Here is a 23,444-nt window from a genome sequence, read left to right on the forward strand (position 1 = left end):
GTCAGGGCACCACGGTCGAACCGATGGTGGGCATGAACTGGCACTGTTTCTCAGTCGTCGTGACCTGGCCGAAGATTGTGGACATGATGCTGCCCGAGCCGGTGTCGACGATCGCCGTCAGCGTCGTCGGGCCCTCGGGGTTGATGTCCGAGCGCGGCTGCAGGGTCGCGCCACCTGACTTGCCGGTGGTCAGGTTGACCCAGGTGACGTTAAGCGGCAGCTTCTGCTCAGCGGCCGGTCCGGGGGTGCCGACCGCGGTGAACACGTAGGCGGTCTGACCCGGACCGGGGCCCGGTGCTGGGATTTTCGCCGGCCCGGCCACCGAAATCGCCGTCGCCAGAACATTTCCGCCGTCCTTCAGGCATCCGTTGCTGATGGACGGGTACATGAAGTCCTGCGTCGGCGGGGTGTCCGGTCCGAATCCCGGCGCAGGCACCCCCTCGGGTGCGGGTGCAGGAGCGGGCGCACCCTCCGGTGCGGGAGCCGGCGCTGCTTCGGGGGCCGGAGCCGGTGCGGGCGCTGCCAGCGGTTCGGCCGGTGGCGCCGCCTGCGGGGCGGGTCCCACCGCGTGCGCCGGGTCGATGCCGGCAGGCAGGTGGGCTTCGGTGCCCGCACCGGCGGCGGGCATATGCTCGGGCGCCGCCAGCGGGGCAGGCGCCGCCACGAACTGGTTGACCGCGGTCGCGACATTGTGGGAGTCAGCCGGTGCCGACTTGTTGGCGGCGAAGGCCTGCGCCGCGGCCATCAGCAGTTGTGCGGCGCCGGCCGGATCGGCGGCCGCCTGCTGGATGACCGGGCTGAGGCCCTGCACCGCCGACAGCCCCGGTGCCTGTGCCCCGTCGATCGGCAACGGCGCCGGGTCGGCGTTGGCGATACCGCTGCTGAACAGCAGCGCCGCCGTCGAGCCGACCGCTATTGCGGTGGCGAACAACGTTTTCGGTGACATGGCACTCCCAATGCGCTTGAGCGGTCGGATGGCGTGGTTATCAGGGCAGGCCGGCGGTCAGCAGCGGAGCCAGTGCCAACGCGCCCGGAGCGGCGGCGGCGCTGGCCGTGCTGGGAACGCTGGCTGCCGCCGGGGCCGCCACATTTGCCGCCGGGGCCGCCGCAGCGGGGGCGAGGCTGGCCAGCGGGCTGCCGACCGCCAGTAGCGAGGTCAGATCGCCGGGGATGTTCACCGATTGAGGCAGTGGCACCGGCATCCCGGGAACCTGGGGGATGGTGACCTCAGCCGACGGGATCAGTGAACCGGCGCCGGTGGCAGCCGGGGCAGCCGCGGGCGTCGCGGCGGTCGCGGCGGGGATTGCGGCCGTATTCGGCACGGCGGCCGGAGTCTGCGGCAGGGTGACCGAGGCGGTCGCCCCCGGGACCGGGGCGGGCGCCGGTGCGGCGGCGGGAGTGCCGTTCAGAGCCGACGCCACCCCCTGCAGCAGTTGCGGGGCCGCCGCAGGCACGCCGGCGATCTGATCGACGAGCGGCACGCCGGGAACGGGCGGCGCCGGAGCCGCCGGCTGTGCCTGCGCGACGGCGCTGAGGGTCAACGCGACCGGGACAGCGCCCGCTGCGGCGATCATGCTGGTGGAAATCGCTCTCCAGGTGAATTTCATTGCTCTCCCAATCGGTTTGTCTGCACGTCTGTGCCCGAAGGTATCGAGTTACTGGTGGGACTCAAGTGACACGTGTGGCATTTATTCAACCGTTACTGCAGCGACGGGAATCGGTTACCAGCCGCGGCCGCCGAGCGTCACGCCAGAGTGGCTGCCGACGCCGTGAGCCACTCCGGCGTGACGAGCACCGGCCGCTAAAGTCGAGGCGGTAAACACGAACCCCGCAACCACCGTCACCGCCTCATCGACCGCGCTGCTGCAACGCCTGGCACCGGTGTTGCTGGCGGTCAGCATCGTGGCGCGCCTCGCGTGGACGTATCTGGTTCCCAACGGAGCAAACTTCGTCGACCTGCACGTTTACGTCGGCGGCTCCGGCGCGATCGACCAACCGGGCACGCTCTACGACTACGTCTACGCCGACCAGACGCCGGATTTCCCGCTGCCGTTCACCTATCCGCCGTTCGCTGCGGTGATCTTCTATCCACTGCATTTCCTGCCGTTCGGACTGGTCGCGTTCCTCTGGCAGATCGGCATCATCGCGGCCCTCTACGGCGTGGTGCGCGTCAGCCAGCGTCTGCTCCCGGGCACACCCGACCGGCGTGTCGCAATGCTCTGGACCGCCGTCGGCATCTGGACCGAACCGCTGCGGAGCACGTTCGACTACGGCCAGGTCAACGTGGTCCTCGTGCTCGCGGTGCTGTACGCGGTCTATTCCACCCGATGGTGGTTGTCGGGTCTGCTGGTCGGACTGGCCGCCGGGGTGAAACTCACGCCTGCGGTGTCGGGGCTGTATTTCCTCGGCGCGCGCCGGTGGGCCGCGGCCGTGTTCTCGGCGGTGGTCTTCTTCGGCACGGTCGGAATCTCGGCGCTCGTGGTCGGAGACCAGGCCCGCTACTACTTCTTCGACTTGCTCGGTGACGCCGACCGGGTGGGCCCGATCGCGACGTCGTTCAACCAATCGTGGCGCGGCGGGGTGTCCCGGATCCTCGGGTACGACGCCGGCTACGGGCCCGCCGTGGTCGCCGGCATCGCTGTCACCGCGGTGCTGGCGTGGCTGGCCTGGCGTGCGATCGGCGGCAGCGCCGACCGACTCGGCGCGATCCTCATCGTCAGCCTGTTCGGGCTGTTGTTGTCACCGATCTCCTGGACGCACCACTGGGTGTGGCTGATTCCGCTGATGATGTGGCTGCTGCACGGGCCGCTGGCCGACCGGCTCGGAGCCCGGATCCTGGGCTGGGGCTGGCTCGGGCTGACCCTGATCGGCGTGCCGTGGTTACTGAGCTTCGCGCAGCCGTCGATCTGGGAAATCAGCAGGCCCTGGTACCTGGCCTGGGCCGGCCTGATCTACATCGTCGCGACGCTGGCGACGTTGGGCTGGATCGCTACTACTGGCCGACGATCCGATTGATCTCGGCGGCCATTGCGACATCCTTTTCGGTGATCCCGCCGGCGGAATGGGTCACCAGCGCGAATGTGACTGTCCGCCATCGAATATCGATATCGGGATGGTGGTCCTTGGACTCGGCGAACTCAGCGACCCGGCGTACCGCGTCGATACCGTCGAGAAACGCCGGGAATTTGATGGATCGGCGCAGGGCACCTGCCGCGCGCTCCCAGCCGGGCAGCTCGGGCAGTGCGGCGTCAACTTGCTCATTCGTTAACACAGCCATGCCCTCGACGGTATACCGTCGGGCGCGATGAACGCCCAGATCGTCGTTGCGGGGGCATTGTTTTCAGGTGCCGCGCTGCTGGTCGCCCAGCGTGCCCGGCCGCCGGAGCTCGCCGGGCTCTGGGAGTTGCCCGGCGGGAAGGTCGCCCCGGGGGAGAGCGATGCCGACGCGCTGGCGCGCGAACTGCTCGAGGAACTGGGTGTGCAGGTGACTGTCGGTGCGCGCCTGGGCGCCGACGTCCCGCTGAGCCCGACGATGACGCTGCGTGCCTACCGGGTCGCAGTGACCGCGGGCAGCCCGCACCCGCACGACCACCGCGCACTGCGCTGGGTCACCGCGGCCGAACTCGACGCATTGGCCTGGGTGCCCGCCGACCGTGCGTGGCTGGATGAGCTGACGGTGGCGTTGCAGACCTCCTGACGGAGTGTGGGAGACGTTGCCGAGAGTGGCGTCGGTTAACCATCACGCCCCATCGGGGGTATTTCGATACACCCATGTTTCATATTTCGTTTCCGTCAAAAGCGACACAGGCGCGGCCCGTGGATGATTCGCTGTGCAGGTGAGCACGGCCATCACGCCGTACACAGGTCGGCGGCAGCGCGTGAATCTTGTGCTGGCCACTTGGGTCTCGGCCATCAATTTCTGGGCCTGGAACATGATCGGCCCGTTATCGACCACCTACGCCGGCGATATGAGATTGAGCAGCACGCAGGCCTCCATGCTCGTCGCCACCCCGATCCTGGTGGGATCCCTGGGCCGGATCGTCGTCGGCTCGCTCACCGACCGGTTCGGAGGCCGCACGATGTTCATCGCGGTCACGTTGGCCTCGATCGTGCCGGTGCTCGCAGTCGGTGCGGCGGGAGTGGGCAATTCGTATCCACTGTTGCTGGTGTTCGGTTTCTTTCTCGGCATCGCGGGCACGATCTTCGCGGTCGGAATCCCGTTCGCCAACAACTGGTACGAGCCGGCGCGACGCGGGTTCGCCACGGGCGTGTTCGGAATGGGCATGGTCGGTACGGCATTGTCGGCGTTCTTCACCCCGCGGTTCGTCCGGTGGTTCGGGTTGTTCACCACCCATGTCATCGTCGCGGTTGCTCTCGCGGCCACGGCGCTGCTGTGCGTGGCGATGATGCGAGATGCACCGGCCTTCAAGCCCAACACCGACCCGGTGCTGCCGAAACTGAAGGCCGCGATGAAACTGCCGGTGACGTGGGAGATGTCGTTCCTGTACGCCGTCGTCTTCGGCGGCTTCGTGGCGTTCAGCAACTACCTGCCCACCTATATCAAGACCATCTACGACTTCTCCGCCGTCGAAGCCGGCACGCGGACAGCGGGTTTCGCACTGGCCGCGGTGCTGGCCCGTCCGATCGGTGGTGCGCTGTCGGACCGCATCCCGCCGAAGTACGTGGTGCTCGTCTCGTTCTCGGGCACCGCACTGTTGGCGTTCGTGGCGATGTTCCAGCCGCCCCCTGACGTGTGGTCGGCACTCACGTTCATCACACTGGCGGTCTTCCTCGGTATCGGCACTGGCGGTGTCTTTGCCTGGGTGGCCCGCCGCGCACCGGCCCAGTCGGTGGGGTCGGTGACCGGAATCGTGGCCGCCGCTGGCGGTTTGGGCGGCTACTTCCCCCCGCTGGTGATGGGTGCCACCTACGACGGCGTCGACAACGACTACACCGTCGGGCTGCTGCTTTTGGTAGCGACGGCGTTGGTGGCGCTGGTATACACCGCGACGCGATTGCATGCCCACGAGCCGCAGCCCCAGGAGCGCAGATGACCAAACCTCACGTCGGCGGGCCGATTGAGGAGCTGCTTGAACGTAGTGGCCGGTTCTTCACCCCTGGCAAGTTCTCCGATGATCTGCGCAGCGTCACCCGTCAGGGTGGCCGCGAGGGCGACGTGTTCTACCGCGACCGGTGGAGTCATGACAAGGTCGTGCGTTCCACCCACGGTGTCAACTGCACCGGATCGTGCTCGTGGAAGATCTACGTCAAGGACGGGATCATCACCTGGGAGACGCAGGAGACCGACTATCCGTCGGTCGGGCCCGACCGTCCCGAATACGAGCCGCGCGGGTGCCCCCGCGGCGCCGCGTTCTCCTGGTACACCTATTCGCCGACCCGCGTGCGGTATCCGTATGCCCGCGGCGTGCTCGTCGAGATGTACCGGGAGGCCAAGACCCGGCTCAACGATCCGGTGGCAGCCTGGGCGGACATCCAGGACGACCCGGTGCGCCGCCGCCGCTACCACAGTGCCCGCGGCAAAGGCGGTCTGGTCCGGGTGACGTGGGCCGAGGCCACCGAGATGATCGCCGCAGCACATGTGCACACCATCAAGACCTACGGCCCGGACCGGGTCGCCGGCTTCTCGCCGATCCCGGCCATGTCGATGGTCAGCCACGCCGCGGGGTCACGGTTCGTCGAGTTGATCGGCGGCGTGATGACGTCGTTCTACGACTGGTACGCCGATCTGCCGGTGGCCTCTCCGCAGGTGTTCGGCGACCAGACCGACGTGCCCGAATCCGGCGACTGGTGGGACGCAACGTATCTGCTCATGTGGGGCTCCAACGTGCCAGTCACCCGCACGCCCGACGCCCACTGGATGGCCGAGGTCCGGTATCGCGGCACCAAAGTCGTGAGTATCAGTCCGGATTACGCCGACAACACCAAGTTCGCCGACGAATGGATGCCGTGCGCGGCGGGCACCGACGGTGCGCTGGCGATGGCGATGGGCCACGTGATCCTGACGGAATGCTTTGTGCGGCAGCGTGTGCCGTATTTCGTGGACTATGTGCGCAGGTTCACCGACCTGCCGTTTCTGGTCAAACTGGAGGAGCGCGACGGGGCGCTGGTGCCGGGGAAGAACCTGACCGCCGCCGACCTGGGCCAGGACACCGAGAACGCCGCATTCAAGCCCGCACTGCTCGACGGGGCCAGTGACAGCGTCGCGGTGCCGCAGGGCTCGTTGGGTTTCCGGTTCGGTGACGCCGGCCTCGGCAATTGGAATCTCGACCTCGAGGACCTGGTCCCCGCCCTCACGGTGGCGGCCGAGGGCGGTGAGACCGCCGCGGTCCAATTGCCGCGCTTCGACACTCTTGACGGGCACGGAGAGACGATCGAACGCGGGGTGCCGGTGCGTCGGGTGGGTGAGTACCTGGTGTGCACGGTCTTCGACCTGATGCTGGCGCAGTACGGGGTGGCCCGCCCCGGATTACCGGGGGAATGGCCCACCGGTTACGACGACGCCACCCAGCCGTATACCCCGGCGTGGCAGGAACCCATCACCGGTGTGGCGGCAGGACAGGCCATCCGGGTGGCCAGAGAACTTGCGCACAGCGCCGAGGAGTCCAACGGCCGAACGATGATCATCATGGGGGCCGGCATCTGCCAGTGGTTCCACGGGGACGCCACCTACCGTGCGGTGCTGTCGTTGCTGCTGCTGACCGGATCCATGGGCCGTAACGGTGGTGGCTGGGCACATTATGTGGGGCAGGAGAAGTGCCGGCCCGTGACGGGATGGGCCACGATGGCGATGGCCACCGACTGGTCGCGCCCGCCGCGGCAGATGGCCGGTACCTCGTACTGGTATGCCCACACCGATCAGTGGCGTTACGACGGCTACCGTGCCGACGCGCTGGCCAGTCCGCTGGGCCGGGGCCGCTTCGCCGGAAAGCACACGATGGACGTGCTGGCGGCCGCGACGGCGATGGGGTGGAGCCCGTTCTTCCCGCAGTTCGACCGGTCCAGCCTCGACGTCGCCGACGAGGCGCTGGCGGCCGGGCGCGATACGTCGGAGATCCCGGCATATGTGGCCGAGCAACTTGCCGCCGGAAAGCTGAAACTTGCCGTCACCGATCCGGACAACCCGGCGAACTGGCCGCGGGTGCTGAGTGTTTGGCGCGCCAACCTGCTCGGCTCGTCCAGCAAGGGCAACGAGTACTTCCTGCGGCACCTGCTCGGTACCACGTCGAACGTGCAGGCGCAGCCCGCCGCCGAGGAGCTGCGGCCCAACGACGTCGAGTGGCCCGAGGAGATCCCCGAAGGCAAGCTCGACCTGCTGATGTCGATCGACTTCCGGATGACCTCGACGACCCTGCTCTCGGATGTGGTCCTGCCCGCGGCGACCTGGTATGAGAAGGCCGATCTGTCCAGCACCGACATGCACCCGTATGTCCACGCGTTCAGTCCGGCGGTGGACCCGCCGTGGGAAACCCGTTCGGACTTCGCGGCATTCGGCGCGGTGGCGCGGGCGTTCAGCGCGCTGGCGGTGAAACATCTCGGCACCCGCACCGACGTGGTGCTCGGCACGCTGCAGCACGACACACCCGGCGCGATGGCCTACCCGAGTGGTATCGAACAGGATTGGCGCACCACCGGAGAGGTTCCGGTACCGGGTAAGACGATGGGCCCGGTCGCGGTGGTGGAACGCGACTACGGGGCGATCGCCGACAAGTGGTTCACGTTGGGTCCACTGGTCGAGCAGCTCGGCGTGGCCACCAAGGGCGTCACCACCCATCCGGATATCGAGGTGCGCGAGCTGGGAGCGAAGTTCGGTGTGATGAACTCCGGTGTGGCCCAGGGCCGGCCGGCGATCACGACGGCCGAACGGATGGCGGACGTGATACTCGCGCTCTCGGGCACCAGCAACGGCAGGCTTGCCGTCGAAGGGTTCCGGCAGCTGGAGCGGCGCACCGGCCGCAAGCTCGTGCACCTGGCCGAGGGCAGCGAGGAACGCCGCATCACCTACGCCGACACCCAGGCCCGGCCGGTGCCGGTGATCACCAGCGCCGAGTGGTCGGGTTCGGAGACGGGCGGGCGTCGGTACGCGCCCTTCACCGTGAACATCGAGGAGCTCAAGCCATTCCACACCCTGACCGGACGGATGCACTTCTATCTCGATCACGACTGGCTGGAGGAACTCGGCGAGCAGCTGCCAATCTACCGGCCGCCGCTGGACATGGCGCGATTGTTCGGTGAGCCTGCCGTCGGGAGTCCGGCGGGCCCGGGAGGGATCGGGCTGACGGTGCGCTACCTGACCCCGCATTCGAAGTGGTCGATCCACTCGGAGTACCAGGACAACCTGTTCATGCTCTCGCTTTCGCGTGGCGGTCCGACCATGTGGATAAGCCCGCGGGACGCGACGAAAATCGAAGTGAAGGACAACGACTGGGTGGAGGCGGTGAACCGCAACGGGGTGCTGGTCTGCCGGGCCATCGTGAGCCACCGGATGCCCGATGGCGTGGTGTTCGTCTACCACGCGCAGGAACGCACGATCGATGTACCGCTCACCGAGACCACCGGGACGCGCGGCGGTATCCACAATTCGCTGACCCGACTGTTGATCAAGCCCAGCCACCTGGCCGGCGGATACGCGCAGACCGCGTTCGCGTTCAACTATCTCGGCCCCACCGGGAACCAACGAGATGAGGTGACCGTGGTGCGGCGGCGGTCACAGGAGGTCACGTACTGATGAAGGTCATGGCCCAGATGGCGATGGTGATGAACCTCGACAAATGCATCGGGTGTCACACCTGCTCGGTGACTTGTAAGCAGGCCTGGACCAACCGTTCAGGCACGGAATACGTGTGGTTCAACAACGTCGAAACCCGTCCGGGGCAAGGCTACCCACGCACGTATGAGGATCAGGAACGGTGGCGCGGTGGTTGGCGGCTGGACCGCCGGGGCAGGTTGAGACTGCGTGACGGTGGCCGGCTGGCCAAGTTGTCCCGCATCTTCGCCAACCCGAAACTGCCCTCGATCAACGACTACTACGAACCCTGGACCTATGACTACGAGAATCTGACGTCGGCCCCGCTCGGTGAACACATGCCGGTGGCGCCGCCGCGGAGCCTGATCAGCGGTAAGCGCATGAAGGTGTCGTGGTCGGCGGCGTGGGACGACGATCTCGGTGGCTCCCCCGAGATCGTGCCGGGCGACCCGGTCCTGCAGAAGATCAGCGAACAGGTGAAGCTCGAACTGGAGCAGACGTTCATGTTCTACCTGCCGCGGATCTGCGAGCACTGCCTGAACCCGTCGTGCGTGGCATCCTGCCCGTCCGGAGCGATGTACAAACGCGCCGAGGACGGCATCGTGCTCGTCGACCAGGACCGCTGCCGCGGCTGGCGGATGTGCGTATCCGGATGTCCTTACAAGAAGGTGTATTTCAACCACAAGACGGGCAAGGCGGAGAAATGTACGATGTGCTATCCGCGCATCGAAGTCGGTCTGCCCACGGTGTGTTCGGAGACGTGCGTCGGGCGGTTGCGTTACCTCGGTCTGGTGCTCTACGACGTCGACCGGGTGCTGGAAGCGGCGTCGGTGCCCGACGACAAGGATCTGTACGAGGCGCAGCGGCAGATCCTGCTCGACCCGAACGACCCGGAGGTGATCGCCGGGGCCAGGGCCGAGGGCATCTCCGACGAGTGGATCGAGGCCGCGCAACGCTCGCCGATCTACAAGCTGATCCACACCTACGGCGTTGCGCTGCCGCTGCATCCGGAGTTCCGTACGGTTCCGATGGTGTGGTACGTCCCGCCGCTGTCCCCGGTGGTCGACGCGGTCAGCCGGGATGGGCATGACGGGGAGGACATCGGCAATCTGTTCGGGGCGCTGGAGTCACTCCGCATCCCCGTCGAATACCTGGCCGGGTTGTTCACCGCCGGTGACACCGACATCGTCGACGGGGTATTGCGTCGGCTCGCGGCGATGCGGTCCTACATGCGCGATATCAACCTCGGCAGGGAGACCCAGCCGCACATTCCGCAGTCCGTCGGCATGACCGAGGAACACATGTACGAGATGTACCGGCTGCTGGCCCTGGCGAAATATGAAGAGCGTTACGTCATTCCGACGGCGTACGCCGCCGAGGGCAAGCAACTGGAGGAGTCTGGTTGCTCACTGTCTTTCGACGGCGGTCCCGGCATGTACGAGTCGGGTCCGTTCGGCGAGGCCAGCGGCGGGCCGGTGCCCGTCGCGGTCGAGACCTTCCATGCCCTGAAGGACCGGCAGACCAGCACGGGCATGGGCGCCAACGCCGACAATCCGTCGCGCGTGAACCTGCTCAACTGGGACGGCAGGGGAGTACCCGCCGGACTGTTCCCCAAGGACGGGTGAGGATCTGATGATCAAGCGTCGCAAACGAAGCAGCAACACCCTGCAGGATCGCCTGGTGTGGCAGGCCGCCTCACTTCTGCTGGCCTATCCCGACGCCGAGCATGCCGAGCGTATCCAGACTGCGGCGCGCCTACTCGATCACGTCACCGGCGAACCCCGGCGGCTCCTCGGCGAAACTGTGGTGGGGCTGAGCCTTCCGTCTCCCATGCAACTGCAGCAGTCCTACGTCGAGACGTTCGACCTGCAGAAGCGCTGCACCATGCTGTTGACCTACTGGACGGCAGGGGATACCCGCAACCGGGGAGCGCAGATGGTGGAGTTCACCCAGACCTATCGCGGTGCCGGTGTCGAAGTACCGAAAGGCGAAGCACCCGATCATCTTCCGGTGGTGCTCGAATTCGCCGCCACCGTCGATGCCGAGCAGGGCCGCCGGCTGCTGACGAAGTACCGGGTACCGATCAACGTGCTGAGGCAGGCGCTGATCGACGCCGGGTCGGCATACGTGGGCGCTGTCAGCGCGGTTTCCGCGACGCTGCCGCTGGCGGTCGTCGGGGAGACGCAGCGCCTGCTGAGTTCCGGGCCGCCGGCCGAGGCCGTGGGATTGGAGCCGTTCCAGCTGACGGTGCCGCCCCGGCGGATTCAGGAAGGTGTGTGAGGTGTCGGGTTGGGAGATCTTCTGGGATGTGGTGCCATACGTGACGTTGGCGATCGTCGGCATCGGCACCTGGTGGCGGTACCGCTACGACAAGTTCGGCTGGACCACCCGATCGTCGCAGCTCTACGAATCCCGGCTGCTGCGCATCGCCAGCCCGATGTTCCACTTCGGCATTCTGGTGGTGATCGTCGGGCACATCATCGGCCTGGTCATCCCCGAATCCTGGACCGACGCGGTCATGAGCGACCACGTCTATCACATCCAGGCCGTGACGCTCGGCGGGATCGCCGGGATCATGACGCTGGTCGGTATCGTCCTGCTGGTGTACCGGCGGCGCACCACCGGCCCGGTGTTCATGGCGACCACGGTCAACGACAAGGTCATGTATCTCGTGCTGGTGGCCGCGATCATCGCCGGGGTGTCCTGCACACTGATCGGCGCCAGCCCGGCCGGTGCCGACCACGACTACCGCGAAACCGTGTCCCCGTGGTTCCGCTCCATCTGGATCCTGCAGCCCCGTGGGGATCTGATGGTGCAGGCGCCGTTGTACTTCCACATCCACGTGATGATCGGGCTCACCTTGTTCTGCCTGTGGCCGTTCACCCGGCTGGTGCACGTGTTCAGCGCACCGATCGGCTACCTGTTCCGGCCCTACATCGTCTACCGCAGCCGTGATGTCGCCGCGGGCACCGAGCTGGTCGGCTCGCAGCCGCATCGCCGCGGATGGTGACCGTCACCACAAGCAACTAGGGACCTTTGGCTCTGCCGCTTCACAGCCGCGAGGTAGAAGCTGACCGCATGGAGCAGTTGAGTGTCCTGGACGCGGGCTTCCTGGAAGCAGAGGATTCCGATCGGCATGTGAGCCTTGCCATCGGTGCGATAGCCGTACTTGCCGGGCCGATGCCCGACGTGGACCGCGTGGTCGCATCGCTCGCCGAACGGGCACTTGCGGTGCCGCGCCTGCATCAGCTCCTGCGCACGCAGCCGTTCGACCTGGGCGTGCCACAGTGGATGGAGGACCCCAATTTCGATCCCTCCCACCACATCCGGCATGCGGCATTGCCGCGTCCGGGTGGCGACGCGGCGTTGCACCGGTGGGCCGCCGAGGTCATGGAGCGACGCCTCGACCGGGACCGTCCGCTGTGGGAATGCTGGATCGTCGACGGGCTCCAACACAACCGCTGGGCGATCCTGATGAAGGTGCACCACTGCATTGCCGACGGCGTCGCCGCGACCCGGCTCCTGGACCAGCTGTGCGACGACAGCGACGCCATCGCACACCGCGACAACTCCGAAAAGGCCACGGACAACCCAGGCTTCAACCCGATGGACTGGATCTCCGGGGTCTTCCGCGCCTCCATGGCGTTACCCGCGACGGCGCTGCAGGTCATGCACGGCGCGGTCGGTATCGCGGACGGACTGATGCGGCCCGCGGCGACGACCTCGCTGATCGGACCCGTCACCAGCATGCGTCGCTACGCGACCACCGAGGTGTCCCTCGACGAGGTGGACACGGTGTGCCGGCGGTTCGACGTGACGGTCAACGATGTTGCCCTGTCAGCGATCACCGACAGCTTCCGCACCATGCTGATCAGGCGGGGGGAACGACCGCAGGCGGACTCGCTGCGCACGCTCGTGCCGGTGTCGGTGCGCTCCGACGAACTCCGCGACCGGATCGACAACCGGGTATCCGTCATGCTGCCCTATCTTCCGGTCGAGCAGGCCGATCCGATTGAACAGCTCCGCCAGGTACACGCGCGGTTGGACCGGGCGAAGCGTAGCGGGCAGCGTCAAGCGGGAAACATCCTGGTATCCGCGGCGAACGCCATCCCGTTCCCGTTCCTGGCGTGGACCGTCCGGGCGCTGACGCGGCTACCGCAGCGCGGTGTGGTCACCCTGGCGACCAATGTGCGAGGTCCACGGACACGGTTGCGGGTCTTGGGGCGCGACGTAGTGCGACTGCTGCCCATTCCACCGCTGGCGCTGCAATTGCGCACGGGGATCGCGATCATGAGCTACGCGGACCGGTTGGTGTTCGGTGTCATCGGCGATTACGACGCGACACCCGATGTCGACGAACTGGCCACCGGCATCAAGGAGGCGATCGCGCGGCTGGTCACCATCAGTACCGGGCACTGGCGCTCCACCCCGGCGGGAACCCTGTTGCTCGTGGAAGGTCAGTGAGCTTCAGTAGCGGAGCCGGTCACCCACCACGCGTACGGCATGGTCGGGATGCTGTGCGGCGTACAGCGGGTGCATGAGCACCGGATGACGGCAGTGCGCGCAGGACTCCTGCGGCCGGTTGACCGAGGCGAACGTCAGGTGATGGCATTCACTGCACCGGACCACGTAGCAAGCGCCGATCCAGTTGGCCAACCCGACATAGATCGCAATGGTCGTCGCAGTCGCGAGCAGCATGATCAGCGCGATCGTGAGCACTTCATAAACCGTCATGATCGGCACCTCCAAACACGCCCACCCCAGGTTGACGGACAGGTTTTACGGTACTCGCGCACCCTTAGGATTTCCTGGCACGTTTGAAGACCTTTTCGAGTTCGTGACCCCGTAGACCATTCAATTCGGCCTTGTGGACCTTGTGCAGCACCAACGGGCAGCGTTTGCATCGCGGCGTGCTGCGGCAGCACTTTTTCTTCGGTTTCAGGCGGACCAATTTGGCGGGCTTCACGTGACGGGGCTCTCTCGTTTTCGCGATTGACCGGCGAGGCTGCCAGAATTACCGGGTGAATTTCCGGAACGTCGCGATCGTCGCCCACGTCGACCACGGCAAAACGACCCTAGTCGATGCGATGCTGCGGCAGTCAGGTGCGTTGAGTCACCGCGGTGACGACGCAATCGAGCGCCTGATGGACTCCGGTGACCTTGAGAAGGAAAAGGGCATCACGATCCTGGCCAAGAACACCGCGGTGCACCGTCATCACCCTGACGGCAGCATGACGGTGATCAACGTCATCGACACCCCGGGCCACGCCGACTTCGGTGGCGAGGTGGAGCGCGGATTGTCCATGGTCGACGGGGTGGTGTTGCTGGTAGACGCCTCGGAAGGGCCGTTGCCGCAGACCCGCTTCGTGTTGCGCAAGGCGCTGATGGCCCATCTTCCGGTGATCGTGGTGGTCAACAAGACCGACCGCCCCGACGCGCGGATCGCCGAGGTGGTCGAGGCCAGCCACGACCTGCTGCTCGACGTGGCCTCCGACCTCGACAAGGAGGCATCCGCCGCGGCCGAACATGCGCTGGGCCTGCCGACGCTGTATGCGTCGGGGCGGGCCGGCATCGCCTCGACCACACAGCCCGCCGACGGCGAGGCCCCCGACGGCGCCAACCTCGACCCGCTGTTCGACGTGCTCATGGAGCACATTCCGCCGCCGTCCGGGGACCCCGAGGCACCGCTGCAGGCGCTGGTGACCAACCTGGACGCGTCGGCGTTCCTGGGCCGGCTCGCGCTCATCCGCATCTACAACGGCCGCCTGAAGAAAGGCCAGCAGGTGGCGTGGATGCGCGAGGTGGACGGCACGCCGGTCGTCACCTCGGCCAAGATCACCGAGTTGCTGGCCACCGAAGGGGTCGACCGCACCCCGACCGACGAGGCCGTCGCCGGGGATATCGTCGCGGTAGCCGGCATGCCGGAGATCATGATCGGTGACACCCTCGCCGACCCCGAACACGCGCACGCACTGCCGCGCATCACCGTCGATGAGCCGGCGATCTCGGTGACCATCGGCACCAACACCTCACCGCTTGCGGGTCGGGTGTCCGGGCACAAGCTGACCGCGCGCATGGTGAAGAGCCGGTTGGACAGCGAACTTGTCGGCAATGTGTCCATCCGGGTGGTCGACATCGGCAGGCCCGACGCCTGGGAGGTGCAGGGCCGTGGCGAGCTGGCGCTGGCCGTTTTGGTCGAGCAGATGCGGCGCGAGGGGTTCGAGTTGACCGTCGGCAAGCCTCAGGTGGTCACCAAGAACATCGACGGCAAGCTGCACGAGCCGTTCGAAGCCATGACCATCGACTGTCCGGAGGAGTTCGTCGGGGCCATCACGCAGCTGATGGCCGCCCGCAAGGGCCGGATGGAAGAGATGGCCAACCACGCCGCAGGGTGGGTGCGGATGGACTTCATCGTGCCCAGCCGCGGGCTCATCGGGTTCCGCACCGATTTCCTCACACTGACCCGGGGCACCGGCATCGCCAACGCGGTCTTCGACGGATACCGGCCGTGGGCCGGAGAGATCCGCGCCCGGCACACCGGCTCACTGGTCAGTGACCGCACCGGTTCGGTGACGCCGTTCGCGATGATCCAGCTGTCCGACCGCGGCCAGTTCTTCGTCGAGCCGGGCGACGACACCTACGAGGGTCAGGTCGTCGGCATCAACCCGCGCGCCGAGGATCTGGACGTCAACGTCACCCGCGAGAAGAAGCTGACGAACATGCGGTCCTCGACCGCCGATGTGATGGAGACCCTGGCCCGTCCGCTCGAACTCGACCTCGAGAAGGCGATGGAGTTCTGCGCGGCCGACGAGTGCGTCGAGGTGACCCCCGAGATCGTGCGGGTGCGCAAAGTCGAGCTCACCGCGAGCCTGCGGGCGCGTGCCAAGGCGCGGGCCAAAGCCAGGGGTTAAGCGGCAACCGGCCCCCTCCCATCCAGAAGAGGGGGCCGACCGGAGCGGTACTGCTTATCCGCTCTCCCCCGATCCAGTGGATTCGGTGCTGCCGGAGCCGGAATCGGCCCTGGCATCGCCATCGGTCGGCCCCGAGGGCTTCTTGCCCGGCTTGGTCAACGCCTTCTTGATGTTGTCACCGAGCTTGTCCGCCGTCGCGGAGACGCGGTCGCTGAACGACTTCACCAACTTGGCCGCGTCCCTGACCGGTTTGCCGGTCAGCCCGATCTTCCCCGGCTCGGCTTTGGCGCTGTCCCGGACCAGCGGGACGGACCGCGTCGGCCTTTCCGTGAGAGCCGGATCCGCCTCCGGCTCCGGGGTTTCCGTGCTCCCGTCGGTGACGGCCGCCGCGTCTCCGCTGGGCGGCGCCGGCGCGGTGTCTCCCCCGGAGGACACCACTTCCGTTGTCACAGAGCCTGTTTCCTGGTCGGCGGCATCGTGCTCGGCGGCCGTCGGGTCAAGGGATCCTTCCGGAATCTCTCTGGGCGGGGCGCCAAGAGCCTCGGCAATCGTCTCGCGTGCGAGCACGAGGCTCTTGACGATGCCGTTGATCAGACCGAGGTTTCCTTCCGGATAGCCACCGATGAGGAAGCCGCCCGCCACCGTGGCCGGCGCAATGAGCAGTGCGTCCACGACGGCCTTCGGGTCCCCGGCGCCCACCGCATCCACGATGCTCTGCACCGCCGCCGCTGTGGCACCGACCGTGCTGTTCGCCGTGGCGAGCGCGCCGAAACCGACACCTATCGCGATGTTCGGCAGGGCGACAGCGACATTCGCGATGTTCTGGGCGATCGCACCGGGGATGGAAGCGGCGGCAAGGAACGGGTAGCCGACGGCAATCACGGAAGCCACCACGACGTTGTTCCACACCGTCATCATCGCGGCCTCGATGTCGCCCGCCATGAGTTGATCGACTGCGGCCTGCAGAGATTGAGGCGCCATCGACAGCACGTCCACGAGATTCGCCATGGCGGTCACGCTGCCCATGGCGAGGATGTTCGCGTACCCGAGCGAATTGGTGACGACCTGGCCGAGGATGGGCGTCGGGTTACTGACGATCGGGGCGATCGCGTCGAACGTGTATGCCAGCGTCAACTGGAAGAGGTACTGGTACGCCTGGGACGGGGTCAGGCCGGGCGGTATCGCGTAGGCCACCGCGTCGGCTGCGTTGACCGCGGCGGCTTGGGGGTCGAGGGTCTGGACGGCCGCGGAAAGTTCGACCGTTCGGACCTGGATGTCGGGCGGGGGCGCCGATATCGGGGTGACGGCTATGACGCCGGCACCCACTAACGCGATGCCGGCCGTTACATACGGCCTCAGTGCTTGTCGCAACGGTGTCTCCTCTGGGGTGTGGCGTCGGTCACTCTGGCCGACGAGGAGACGGTAACTGAGAACAAGCTGAGATGGATACAAAAATATGAAACTTGTTCTACTGAAGCTGTGGCGCTCGCCGAGGCATCGTCGCGGTGCGGTATTTCAGCGACTGCGTCAGTTTTGCCGGCCCGGTCGGAGGTGCGGCCGTGAAGTGATGATAACTGCAGATCAGACACTGCTTTCTGAAGGCGCCGGAGGTGTGCGCGCTCCATTCGGCGGGCATGTCAACGTTTCGTGGCAACCTTGCTTGGAGCTGCAAGTAATTGGATTCATTTAGCTAGACTGTGTAGCCGGTCGGTCGCTCGCCGCACAGCACAGGTGCGCTCCTCGGCCGGGGACGGGCCGGTCGATACCCTGAGTGGCGTGCCGACACCCACCCGCCGCGCCCACCTGACGATCGGGGCGCTCATTTCGGTGCCGGCACTGCTGCTCAGCAGTTGTACGGTCAGTCCGCCGCCGGCTCCGCAGAGCACGGAAACCTCGGAGACCACACCGCCGCCTCCGATGAAGGCCACACAGATCATCATGGCCATCGATTCCATCGGGCCGGGCTTCAATCCGCATCTGCTGTCCGATCAGTCTCCGGTGAATGCGGCCATCTCGGCCCTGGTGTTGCCGAGTTCGTTCCGGCCGGTTCCCGATCCGAAGTCCCCGACCGGTTCGCGGTGGGAGCTGGACACCACGCTGCTGGAGTCGGCGGAGGTGACCAGTGAGAACCCGTTCACCATCACCTACAACATCCGGCCGGAGGCGCAGTGGACCGACAACGCGCCGATCGCGGCGGATGACTACTGGTACCTCTGGCGACAGATGGTCAGCCAGCCGGGCGTGGTCGATCCGGCAGGATACGACCTGATCACCGGGGTCCAGTCGGTCGAAGGCGGCAAGCAGGCGGTGGTGACGTTCTCGCAGCCCTATCCCGCCTGGCGCGAGCTGTTCAATGACATTCTGCCCGCGCACATCGTCAAGGACGTGCCGGGCGGTTTCGGTGCGGGACTGGCCCGCGCGATGCCGGTCACCGGTGGCCAGTTCCGCGTGGAAAATATTGACCCGCAACGTGACGAGATCCTGCTGGCGCGTAACGACCGGTTCTGGAGCGTGCCCGCCAAGCCCGATCTGGTGCTGTTCCGCCGCGGCGGGGCGCCCGCCGCGCTGGCCGACTCGATCCGCAACGGCGATACCCAGGTGGCTCAAGTGCACGGCGGCGCAGCAACATTCGCACAGCTCAGCGCGATACCCGATGTGCGGACCGCGCGCATCGTCACCCCGCGGGTCATGCAGTTGACGTTGCGGGCACAGCAGCCGACGCTCGCCGACGACCAGGTGCGTAAGGCGATCCTGGGTTTGATCGATGTCGATCTGCTGGCCTCTGTCGGCGCCGGTGACGACAACACCGTCACCCTGGCCCAGGCTCAGGTCCGGTCGCCGTCCGATCCAGGGTATGTGCCCACCGCGCCACCTGCGATGTCACGCGATGCCGCGTTGGACCTGTTGCGCGCAGCCGGATTTGAGATCGAACCTCCAGCGCCGGCCACGCCGGTCGAGGGCGGCCGCGAACGCATCGTCAAGGACGGTGTACCGCTGAGTCTTGTGCTGGGCGTCGCATCCAACGACCCGACGTCGGTCGCAGTGGCCAACACCGCTGCCGATCAACTGCGCAACGTCGGAATCGATGCGTCTGTGTTGGCACTGGATCCCGTCGCGCTGTACAGCGACGCGCTGACCAACAATCGGGTCGACGCCGTTGTCGGCTGGCACCAGGCCGGGGGGGACCTGGCGACCACGCTGGCTTCGCGCTACGGCTGTCGCGCATTGGAGGCCACACCGGTATCCACCGCCGTCCCCGGCGCGCCCACCTCCTCGACGACGAAACCGACGACCACCCCGCCCCCGCCCGGACCCACCACCACGACTCCGACGGCGCCGCCGATACCCAGCCCCGACTCGGGTGAGTTGGTACAGGCGCCGAGCAATATCACCGGAATCTGCGATCGCAGCATCCAACCGAAAATTGATGCGGCGCTGGACGGTACGGAGAACATTGCCGAGGTGATCGAGGCTGTCGAACCTCGGCTGTGGAACATGTCGACCGTTCTGCCGATCCTGCAGGACACCACCATCGTTGCCGCGGGGCCCAGCGTGCAGAACGTGAGCCTGTCCGGTGCGGTACCGGTGGGGATCGTCGGCGATGCCGGGGACTGGACGAAGGCGCGTTAGGCGTCACGTCGTTCGCGACCTGCCGGTAGCTGTGCAGGTTGTCGCCGGCGTTCCCAGAGCAGCCGCAGGCCGTGTGCGGCGACAGCGGCCACCACGAAAGGCGCCAGCACCCACCACGGAGGCCGGGCAAGTTCCCAGACGAACAGCGCCGCCCACAGCGGTGCGCGCTGGGTGATGGCCAGAACTCCCGCCGCGCACGTCAGGGACACCGCGGCCACGCTGACGCTCTGGCCGGTCCAGGTGTTGATCGCCAGCGCGACGAGCGAACCCGCCGCCGCGCCCGTGGCCAACGCGGGGGTGAGCATTCCGCCGACGGCTCCGGCGCGCAGAAACACCGCGGTCAGGACCGGCTTGAGAAAGAGGATCACCACGGCCCCGGCAAGTGTCATGTTGCTGTCCAGGGTCACCGTCAGGATGCTCTTGCCGTTGCCCGGCAGCGTGGGCCACCACACCGAGCAGCTGCCGATCAGCAGACCGGCGCCGGCGATTCCAGGGATGATCAGCCACGATGTCTTCGTGGTGGCGGGTCGCGCGGACGCCATGATGCGGTTGAACGCCATCCCGACGCCCAGTGCCAACGGTGCCAACACCAGGGCGAAACCCGTGAGCAGATAAGACAATTCGGGGCCGGGCCAGTGCAGGGGTGCCTGCGCGTGGGTCACCGGTGAGGCGACCGCGACGGCGAGGCTCGACGTGATCAGTGCGGTCCCGACCGCCCGCGGTTGCCAGGTCTTGAGCATGATGCGGGTTGCGAACAGGGCACCGCCCACCGGGACGCTGTAGACCGCAGCCAACCCGGCACCGGCCGCGCAGGCAAGCAGGATCTCGCGGTCTCGTGGAGTCAACGACCACCGCGACATCCCGAGATCACCGAGCGCTGCGGAGAATTGCCGGGGTGCGCCCTCGCGGCCCAGCGACGCACCGGAGCCGACCAGCAACACCTGCAGGCCGGCATCGAGCGAGAGTGACACCCGCGGAATCCGCCGGTGCTCGGAGATGGTGGCCGATAGCGCCGGTATCGCGGCGTGGCGACGGAGCAGCCACCAGCCGAATCCGGCGAGCGCTCCGCCGATCATCGGGCCGAGCGCCCGGCGCGCCGGACTGCTGCCGGTGACGCCATCGAGAAGCGAGCCGAACGTGTAGTGATAGGTCAGATGCTCGACAGCGTGCAGCAGCAGCGTGGTGGCCACACCGGCGAACCCGGCAAGCAACCCGACCACGACAATGCTGCAGCCGAACTCGACGTCACGCCGACTCATTCGGTGAATGTATGCGCCCGCCCGCACCGATCAGGTGAGGTTCGGTGAGACCACCGGCCGGAGCAGCGCTATCGTCACGCACGATGTCCAACGAAACGCCCCGCCTTTTGTTCGTCCACGCTCACCCCGACGACGAGTGTCTGACGACCGGCGGCACCATCGCGCACTACGCGGCCCTCGGCGCCGACGTCCATGTGGTCACCTGCACCCTGGGTGAAGAGGGCGAGGTGATCGGCTCACGCTATGCGCAATTGGCGGCCGACCAGGCCGACCAGCTGGGCGGCTACCGCATCGGCGAGCTCACCGATGCCCTGGGGGCGCTGGGGATCGGCGCACCACAGTTCCTCGGAGGAGCCGGGCGGTGGCGTGACTCGGGGATGGCGGGCACCCCGCCACGCGGGCGGCAGCGCTTCGTGGACGCCGATATGAGCGAGGCGGTCGGTGAACTGGCCGCCGTCATCCGGCGTCTGCGTCCGCACGTCGTCGTCACCTACGACCCCGACGGTGGATACGGTCACCCCGACCACATCCAGGCGCACCGCGTCACTACCGCGGCCGTCGCTGCCGTCGCCGAGGACCGAAGCTGGGTCGTCCCCAAATTTTACTGGTCGGTTATGGCCACCAGCGCAATGGATTCGGGTCTCAAGGCGTTGACCGACCTGCCGGCGGGGTGGATCCGGCTCACCGTCGACGAGGTGCCGTTCGGTTATCCCGACGATCGCATCGACGCCGTCGTGGATGTCAGTGAACAACTCTCGGCCAAAGCAGGCGCACTGCGGGCACACGCCACCCAGGTCACCGTCTCGCCCGACGGGCGCGCATGCGCACTGTCGAACAACTTCGCGATGCCGATCCTGGCCCACGAGCACTACCTGCTCGCCGGGGGGGCGGCAGGTCCGCGCGACTCCCGTGGTTGGGAAACCGACCTACTCGCCGGTCTGGATCTGGAATAGCCGATGCGGGGCGCGTAGGCTCCGTTCAGAAAGCAGCGCGTCGAAGGGAAACCCATGGACCCCGATCTGGATCCGAACCTGCAGCACTGGCAGGACCGGACGGACAATTACCAGTGGGTCGTGGGTTCGTTGGTGTCGTTGCTCGACAGCATCCCGACCTGACCCCGGTCACCAGCCGCGCCGAGCCCCTCGATCCCGCGGACCCACCGCTCGCCGGCATCGTGCTGGCACTGCTCGCCGTAGACGGCATCATCTCGGCCGTCGTGGGCGCACTGTTGTTGCCGTCCTATATCGGCGCCATACCGTTCCCGATCAGTGCCCTCATCAGTGGTGCGGTCAACCTCGCGCTCGTCTGGGCCGCCATGCAGTGGACGGATTCGAAGCGGGTGGCGGCGTTGCCGCTGTGGACCTGGCTGGGCACGGTCGTCGCGATGACATTCGGCGGGCCCGGCGGTGACATCATCTTCGCCGGCTACGGCGTGATGGCCTACGGAGCACTGCTCTTTGTCGCGCTCGGGGCGCTGCCACCGGCTTGGCTGCTGTGGTCCCGGCAGCGCCGCTGACTAGTCCTTGGCCTCCGTGGTCGCCTTCTTCGCGGCCTTGTCCTTCTTGTCCGTCTTGGCCGGCTTGGTGGGCTTCGCCGGCTTTGCGGTGTCGGCCTTACCGTTGGTGCTGTTCTCGGATGGCTTCTTCGCGTCGGATCCGGTCAATCCCTTGCGGACGTCCTTGACCGCATTGCGCACGTTGTCACGCATGTTCTCGGCGGCCTTCTTCACATCGGCGCGTACGGTCGCGGCCACCTTCCGGGTGCTGTCCCGAACGTCCTTGGCCAGGGCACGGGGCGCGAGGCCGTCCGGGCTCGCTGTCTCGCCTGCGGCTTTGTCGCGCGGCTTGAGCCATTGCCGCACCGAGGTCGGGATATCGGTGACGGCATCCTGTTGAGCCGGCTCGTCGGGCGTGACGGCCGTGACCACGGCCTCCAGCGGGTCGACCCGATCGGCGAGGACGGTGCCGTCGGTGAGGTCCTCGACCGCTTCGACGAAGTCTTCGCGAACAGTGGTGAGCGTGCCCGTGACCGTGTCGATCGGGTTCTGCACGAGGTCGCCGATTGCAGCGGTTGCCGGTGTCGCCAGCAGATTGGCGGCCACGAACGGTCCCTGGACCGGCGGGCGTGGCGGCAGGGGAATCGGGGGCAGCGGTATGAAGGTGTTCACCACATCGAGCCCCAGCCAGACAAAGGCCAATCCGACGTCCACGCCGAAGTCGACGACGTTCGAGATGATGCCGCCGTCGCCCCGCAACCAGTCCGTGAAGTTGAAGACGGCGCTGGCAACGAGGGACTCGCCGAAGGTGTAGGCGTCCATGACCAGGCCGGACACACCGCCGACCCAGGGCACCCAGGCGAGCACGGCCGCCGCGACCTCGAATCCGTACTGCACCCAAGGCTCGATCGCGAGGTAGGCGTTGTCGATCGTGTTCGCGAGATTGGGGGCGATCGCCACGGCTGCCGGGCTTGCGGTGACCGCCGCGGCCGGTGCGGTACCGGTCGCCGGGTCGGCACCGCTCGGCCGCAGCGGGGTAGTGGGTAGGGCTGCGGTCATCCGGCCTGCCGCCGCCAACAGGTCCACCATGGCCTGGGAGAGTTGCGGTTCGACGGTGCTCGGCTGGGCAGGCACGGCGATGTCGGCGGGCATGACCTGCACCGGGGTGAGCGCGACGGCTGTTGCGGTGGCTGCCACGGCACCTGCCATGAGATACGACCGGACAGACACGTTCATGACAGCTCCCTGGAATGCACTGCGCGACCCACGATCAAAATATCGCGAATCACGACGATATCGTCCGGATTCGCCAGGTCCGTGAGCCGGGGACAGCGCGTCGGATAACGCATTGGGAACAAGCGTGGAACTCGGGACCCCCCTCGGGC

Annotated in this window: 19 protein-coding genes; 12 read left to right on the plus strand and 7 right to left on the minus strand. The window is 67.0% G+C overall.

Annotated elements, in window-relative coordinates:
* Nucleotide 1: 1 nt before the first annotated feature.
* Both M1247_RS05340 and M1247_RS05345 read right to left on the minus strand, forming a co-directional pair.
* Entirely contained in the window at nt 2-946 is a 945-nt protein-coding gene (locus tag M1247_RS05340; RefSeq protein WP_317155241.1) for an Rv1157c family protein, read from the minus strand.
* Between the two features lie 40 nt (nt 947-986).
* A complete protein-coding gene (locus tag M1247_RS05345; protein WP_317155242.1) occupies nt 987-1,607 on the minus strand; it encodes a hypothetical protein in 621 nt (206 codons plus the stop codon).
* A 253-nt stretch (nt 1,608-1,860) separates the two neighbouring features.
* On the opposite strand from M1247_RS05345, the gene M1247_RS05350 reads away from it, so the two are divergent.
* Nucleotides 1,861-3,015, plus strand: a complete 1,155-nt coding sequence (locus tag M1247_RS05350) for a mannosyltransferase (RefSeq protein ID WP_317155604.1) — start codon at nt 1,861-1,863, stop codon at nt 3,013-3,015.
* Here the strand turns inward: M1247_RS05350 and M1247_RS05355 are convergent.
* Nucleotides 2,993-3,277 (minus strand): 4a-hydroxytetrahydrobiopterin dehydratase, encoded by a 285-nt coding sequence (locus tag M1247_RS05355; protein ID WP_317155243.1) that lies wholly within the window; start codon nt 3,275-3,277, stop codon nt 2,993-2,995. The two genes, M1247_RS05350 and M1247_RS05355, sit on opposite strands and share 23 nt — an antisense overlap.
* A gap of 27 nt (nt 3,278-3,304) precedes the next feature.
* On the opposite strand from M1247_RS05355, the gene M1247_RS05360 reads away from it, so the two are divergent.
* The 7 genes from M1247_RS05360 (at nt 3,305) to M1247_RS05390 (ending at nt 13,228) form a co-directional block, all read left to right on the plus strand.
* Entirely contained in the window at nt 3,305-3,697 is a 393-nt protein-coding gene (locus M1247_RS05360) for a (deoxy)nucleoside triphosphate pyrophosphohydrolase (RefSeq protein WP_317155244.1), read from the plus strand.
* Between the two features lie 139 nt (nt 3,698-3,836).
* Entirely contained in the window at nt 3,837-5,054 is a 1,218-nt protein-coding gene (locus M1247_RS05365; protein WP_410506811.1) for a nitrate/nitrite transporter, read from the plus strand.
* Nucleotides 5,051-8,746, plus strand: coding sequence for a nitrate reductase subunit alpha (locus M1247_RS05370; protein WP_317155245.1), 3,696 nt, complete (start codon nt 5,051-5,053; stop codon nt 8,744-8,746). The genes M1247_RS05365 and M1247_RS05370 overlap by 4 nt, the downstream gene beginning before the upstream one ends.
* The gene (narH, locus tag M1247_RS05375) at nt 8,746-10,389 is read left to right on the plus strand and encodes a nitrate reductase subunit beta (RefSeq protein WP_317155246.1); all 1,644 of its coding nucleotides are present in this window, start codon (nt 8,746-8,748) and stop codon (nt 10,387-10,389) included. Before M1247_RS05370 ends, narH begins: the two co-directional genes overlap by 1 nt.
* 7 nt (nt 10,390-10,396) lie before the next feature.
* Entirely contained in the window at nt 10,397-11,044 is a 648-nt protein-coding gene (gene narJ, locus M1247_RS05380) for a nitrate reductase molybdenum cofactor assembly chaperone (protein WP_317155247.1), read from the plus strand.
* Between the two features lies 1 nt (nt 11,045).
* Nucleotides 11,046-11,774: a respiratory nitrate reductase subunit gamma gene (narI, locus tag M1247_RS05385; RefSeq protein WP_410506812.1), complete on the plus strand. Its 729-nt coding sequence runs from the start codon at nt 11,046-11,048 to the stop codon at nt 11,772-11,774.
* 68 nt (nt 11,775-11,842) lie between these two features.
* Nucleotides 11,843-13,228: a WS/DGAT/MGAT family O-acyltransferase gene (locus M1247_RS05390; protein ID WP_317155248.1), complete on the plus strand. Its 1,386-nt coding sequence runs from the start codon at nt 11,843-11,845 to the stop codon at nt 13,226-13,228.
* A 3-nt stretch (nt 13,229-13,231) separates the two neighbouring features.
* Here M1247_RS05390 and M1247_RS05395 read toward each other — a convergent pair whose 3' ends face one another.
* Nucleotides 13,232-13,498, minus strand: a complete 267-nt coding sequence (locus tag M1247_RS05395; protein ID WP_317155249.1) for a hypothetical protein — start codon at nt 13,496-13,498, stop codon at nt 13,232-13,234.
* A 287-nt stretch (nt 13,499-13,785) separates the two neighbouring features.
* Here M1247_RS05395 and typA point away from each other — a divergent pair, with 287 nt between their 5' ends.
* Nucleotides 13,786-15,675: a translational GTPase TypA gene (typA, locus tag M1247_RS05400; RefSeq protein ID WP_317155250.1), complete on the plus strand. Its 1,890-nt coding sequence runs from the start codon at nt 13,786-13,788 to the stop codon at nt 15,673-15,675.
* A 54-nt stretch (nt 15,676-15,729) separates the two neighbouring features.
* Here the strand turns inward: typA and M1247_RS05405 are convergent, their stop codons facing one another.
* Nucleotides 15,730-17,046, minus strand: a complete 1,317-nt coding sequence (locus tag M1247_RS05405) for a hypothetical protein (RefSeq protein ID WP_317155251.1) — start codon at nt 17,044-17,046, stop codon at nt 15,730-15,732.
* 396 nt (nt 17,047-17,442) lie between these two features.
* On the opposite strand from M1247_RS05405, the gene M1247_RS05410 reads away from it, so the two are divergent.
* Entirely contained in the window at nt 17,443-19,305 is a 1,863-nt protein-coding gene (locus M1247_RS05410; protein WP_317155606.1) for an ABC transporter family substrate-binding protein, read from the plus strand.
* Here the strand turns inward: M1247_RS05410 and M1247_RS05415 are convergent.
* The gene (locus M1247_RS05415; protein WP_317155252.1) at nt 19,302-20,564 is read right to left on the minus strand and encodes a chloride channel protein; all 1,263 of its coding nucleotides are present in this window, start codon (nt 20,562-20,564) and stop codon (nt 19,302-19,304) included. The two genes, M1247_RS05410 and M1247_RS05415, sit on opposite strands and share 4 nt — an antisense overlap.
* A gap of 83 nt (nt 20,565-20,647) precedes the next feature.
* Here M1247_RS05415 and mshB point away from each other — a divergent pair, with 83 nt between their 5' ends.
* Together mshB and M1247_RS05425 are read left to right on the plus strand one after the other, a co-directional pair.
* Entirely contained in the window at nt 20,648-21,517 is an 870-nt protein-coding gene (gene mshB, locus M1247_RS05420; protein WP_317155253.1) for an N-acetyl-1-D-myo-inositol-2-amino-2-deoxy-alpha-D-glucopyranoside deacetylase, read from the plus strand.
* Between the two features lie 113 nt (nt 21,518-21,630).
* Nucleotides 21,631-22,080, plus strand: a complete 450-nt coding sequence (locus M1247_RS05425) for a hypothetical protein (protein WP_410506813.1) — start codon at nt 21,631-21,633, stop codon at nt 22,078-22,080.
* On the opposite strand, the gene M1247_RS05430 is transcribed toward M1247_RS05425, so the two are convergent.
* Entirely contained in the window at nt 22,081-23,295 is a 1,215-nt protein-coding gene (locus M1247_RS05430) for a hypothetical protein (RefSeq protein WP_317155254.1), read from the minus strand.
* Between the last annotated feature and the right edge of the window lie 149 nt (nt 23,296-23,444).

Source organism: Mycobacterium appelbergii (assembly GCF_032883035.1).
GTDB classification, from domain to species: domain Bacteria; phylum Actinomycetota; class Actinomycetes; order Mycobacteriales; family Mycobacteriaceae; genus Mycobacterium; species Mycobacterium appelbergii.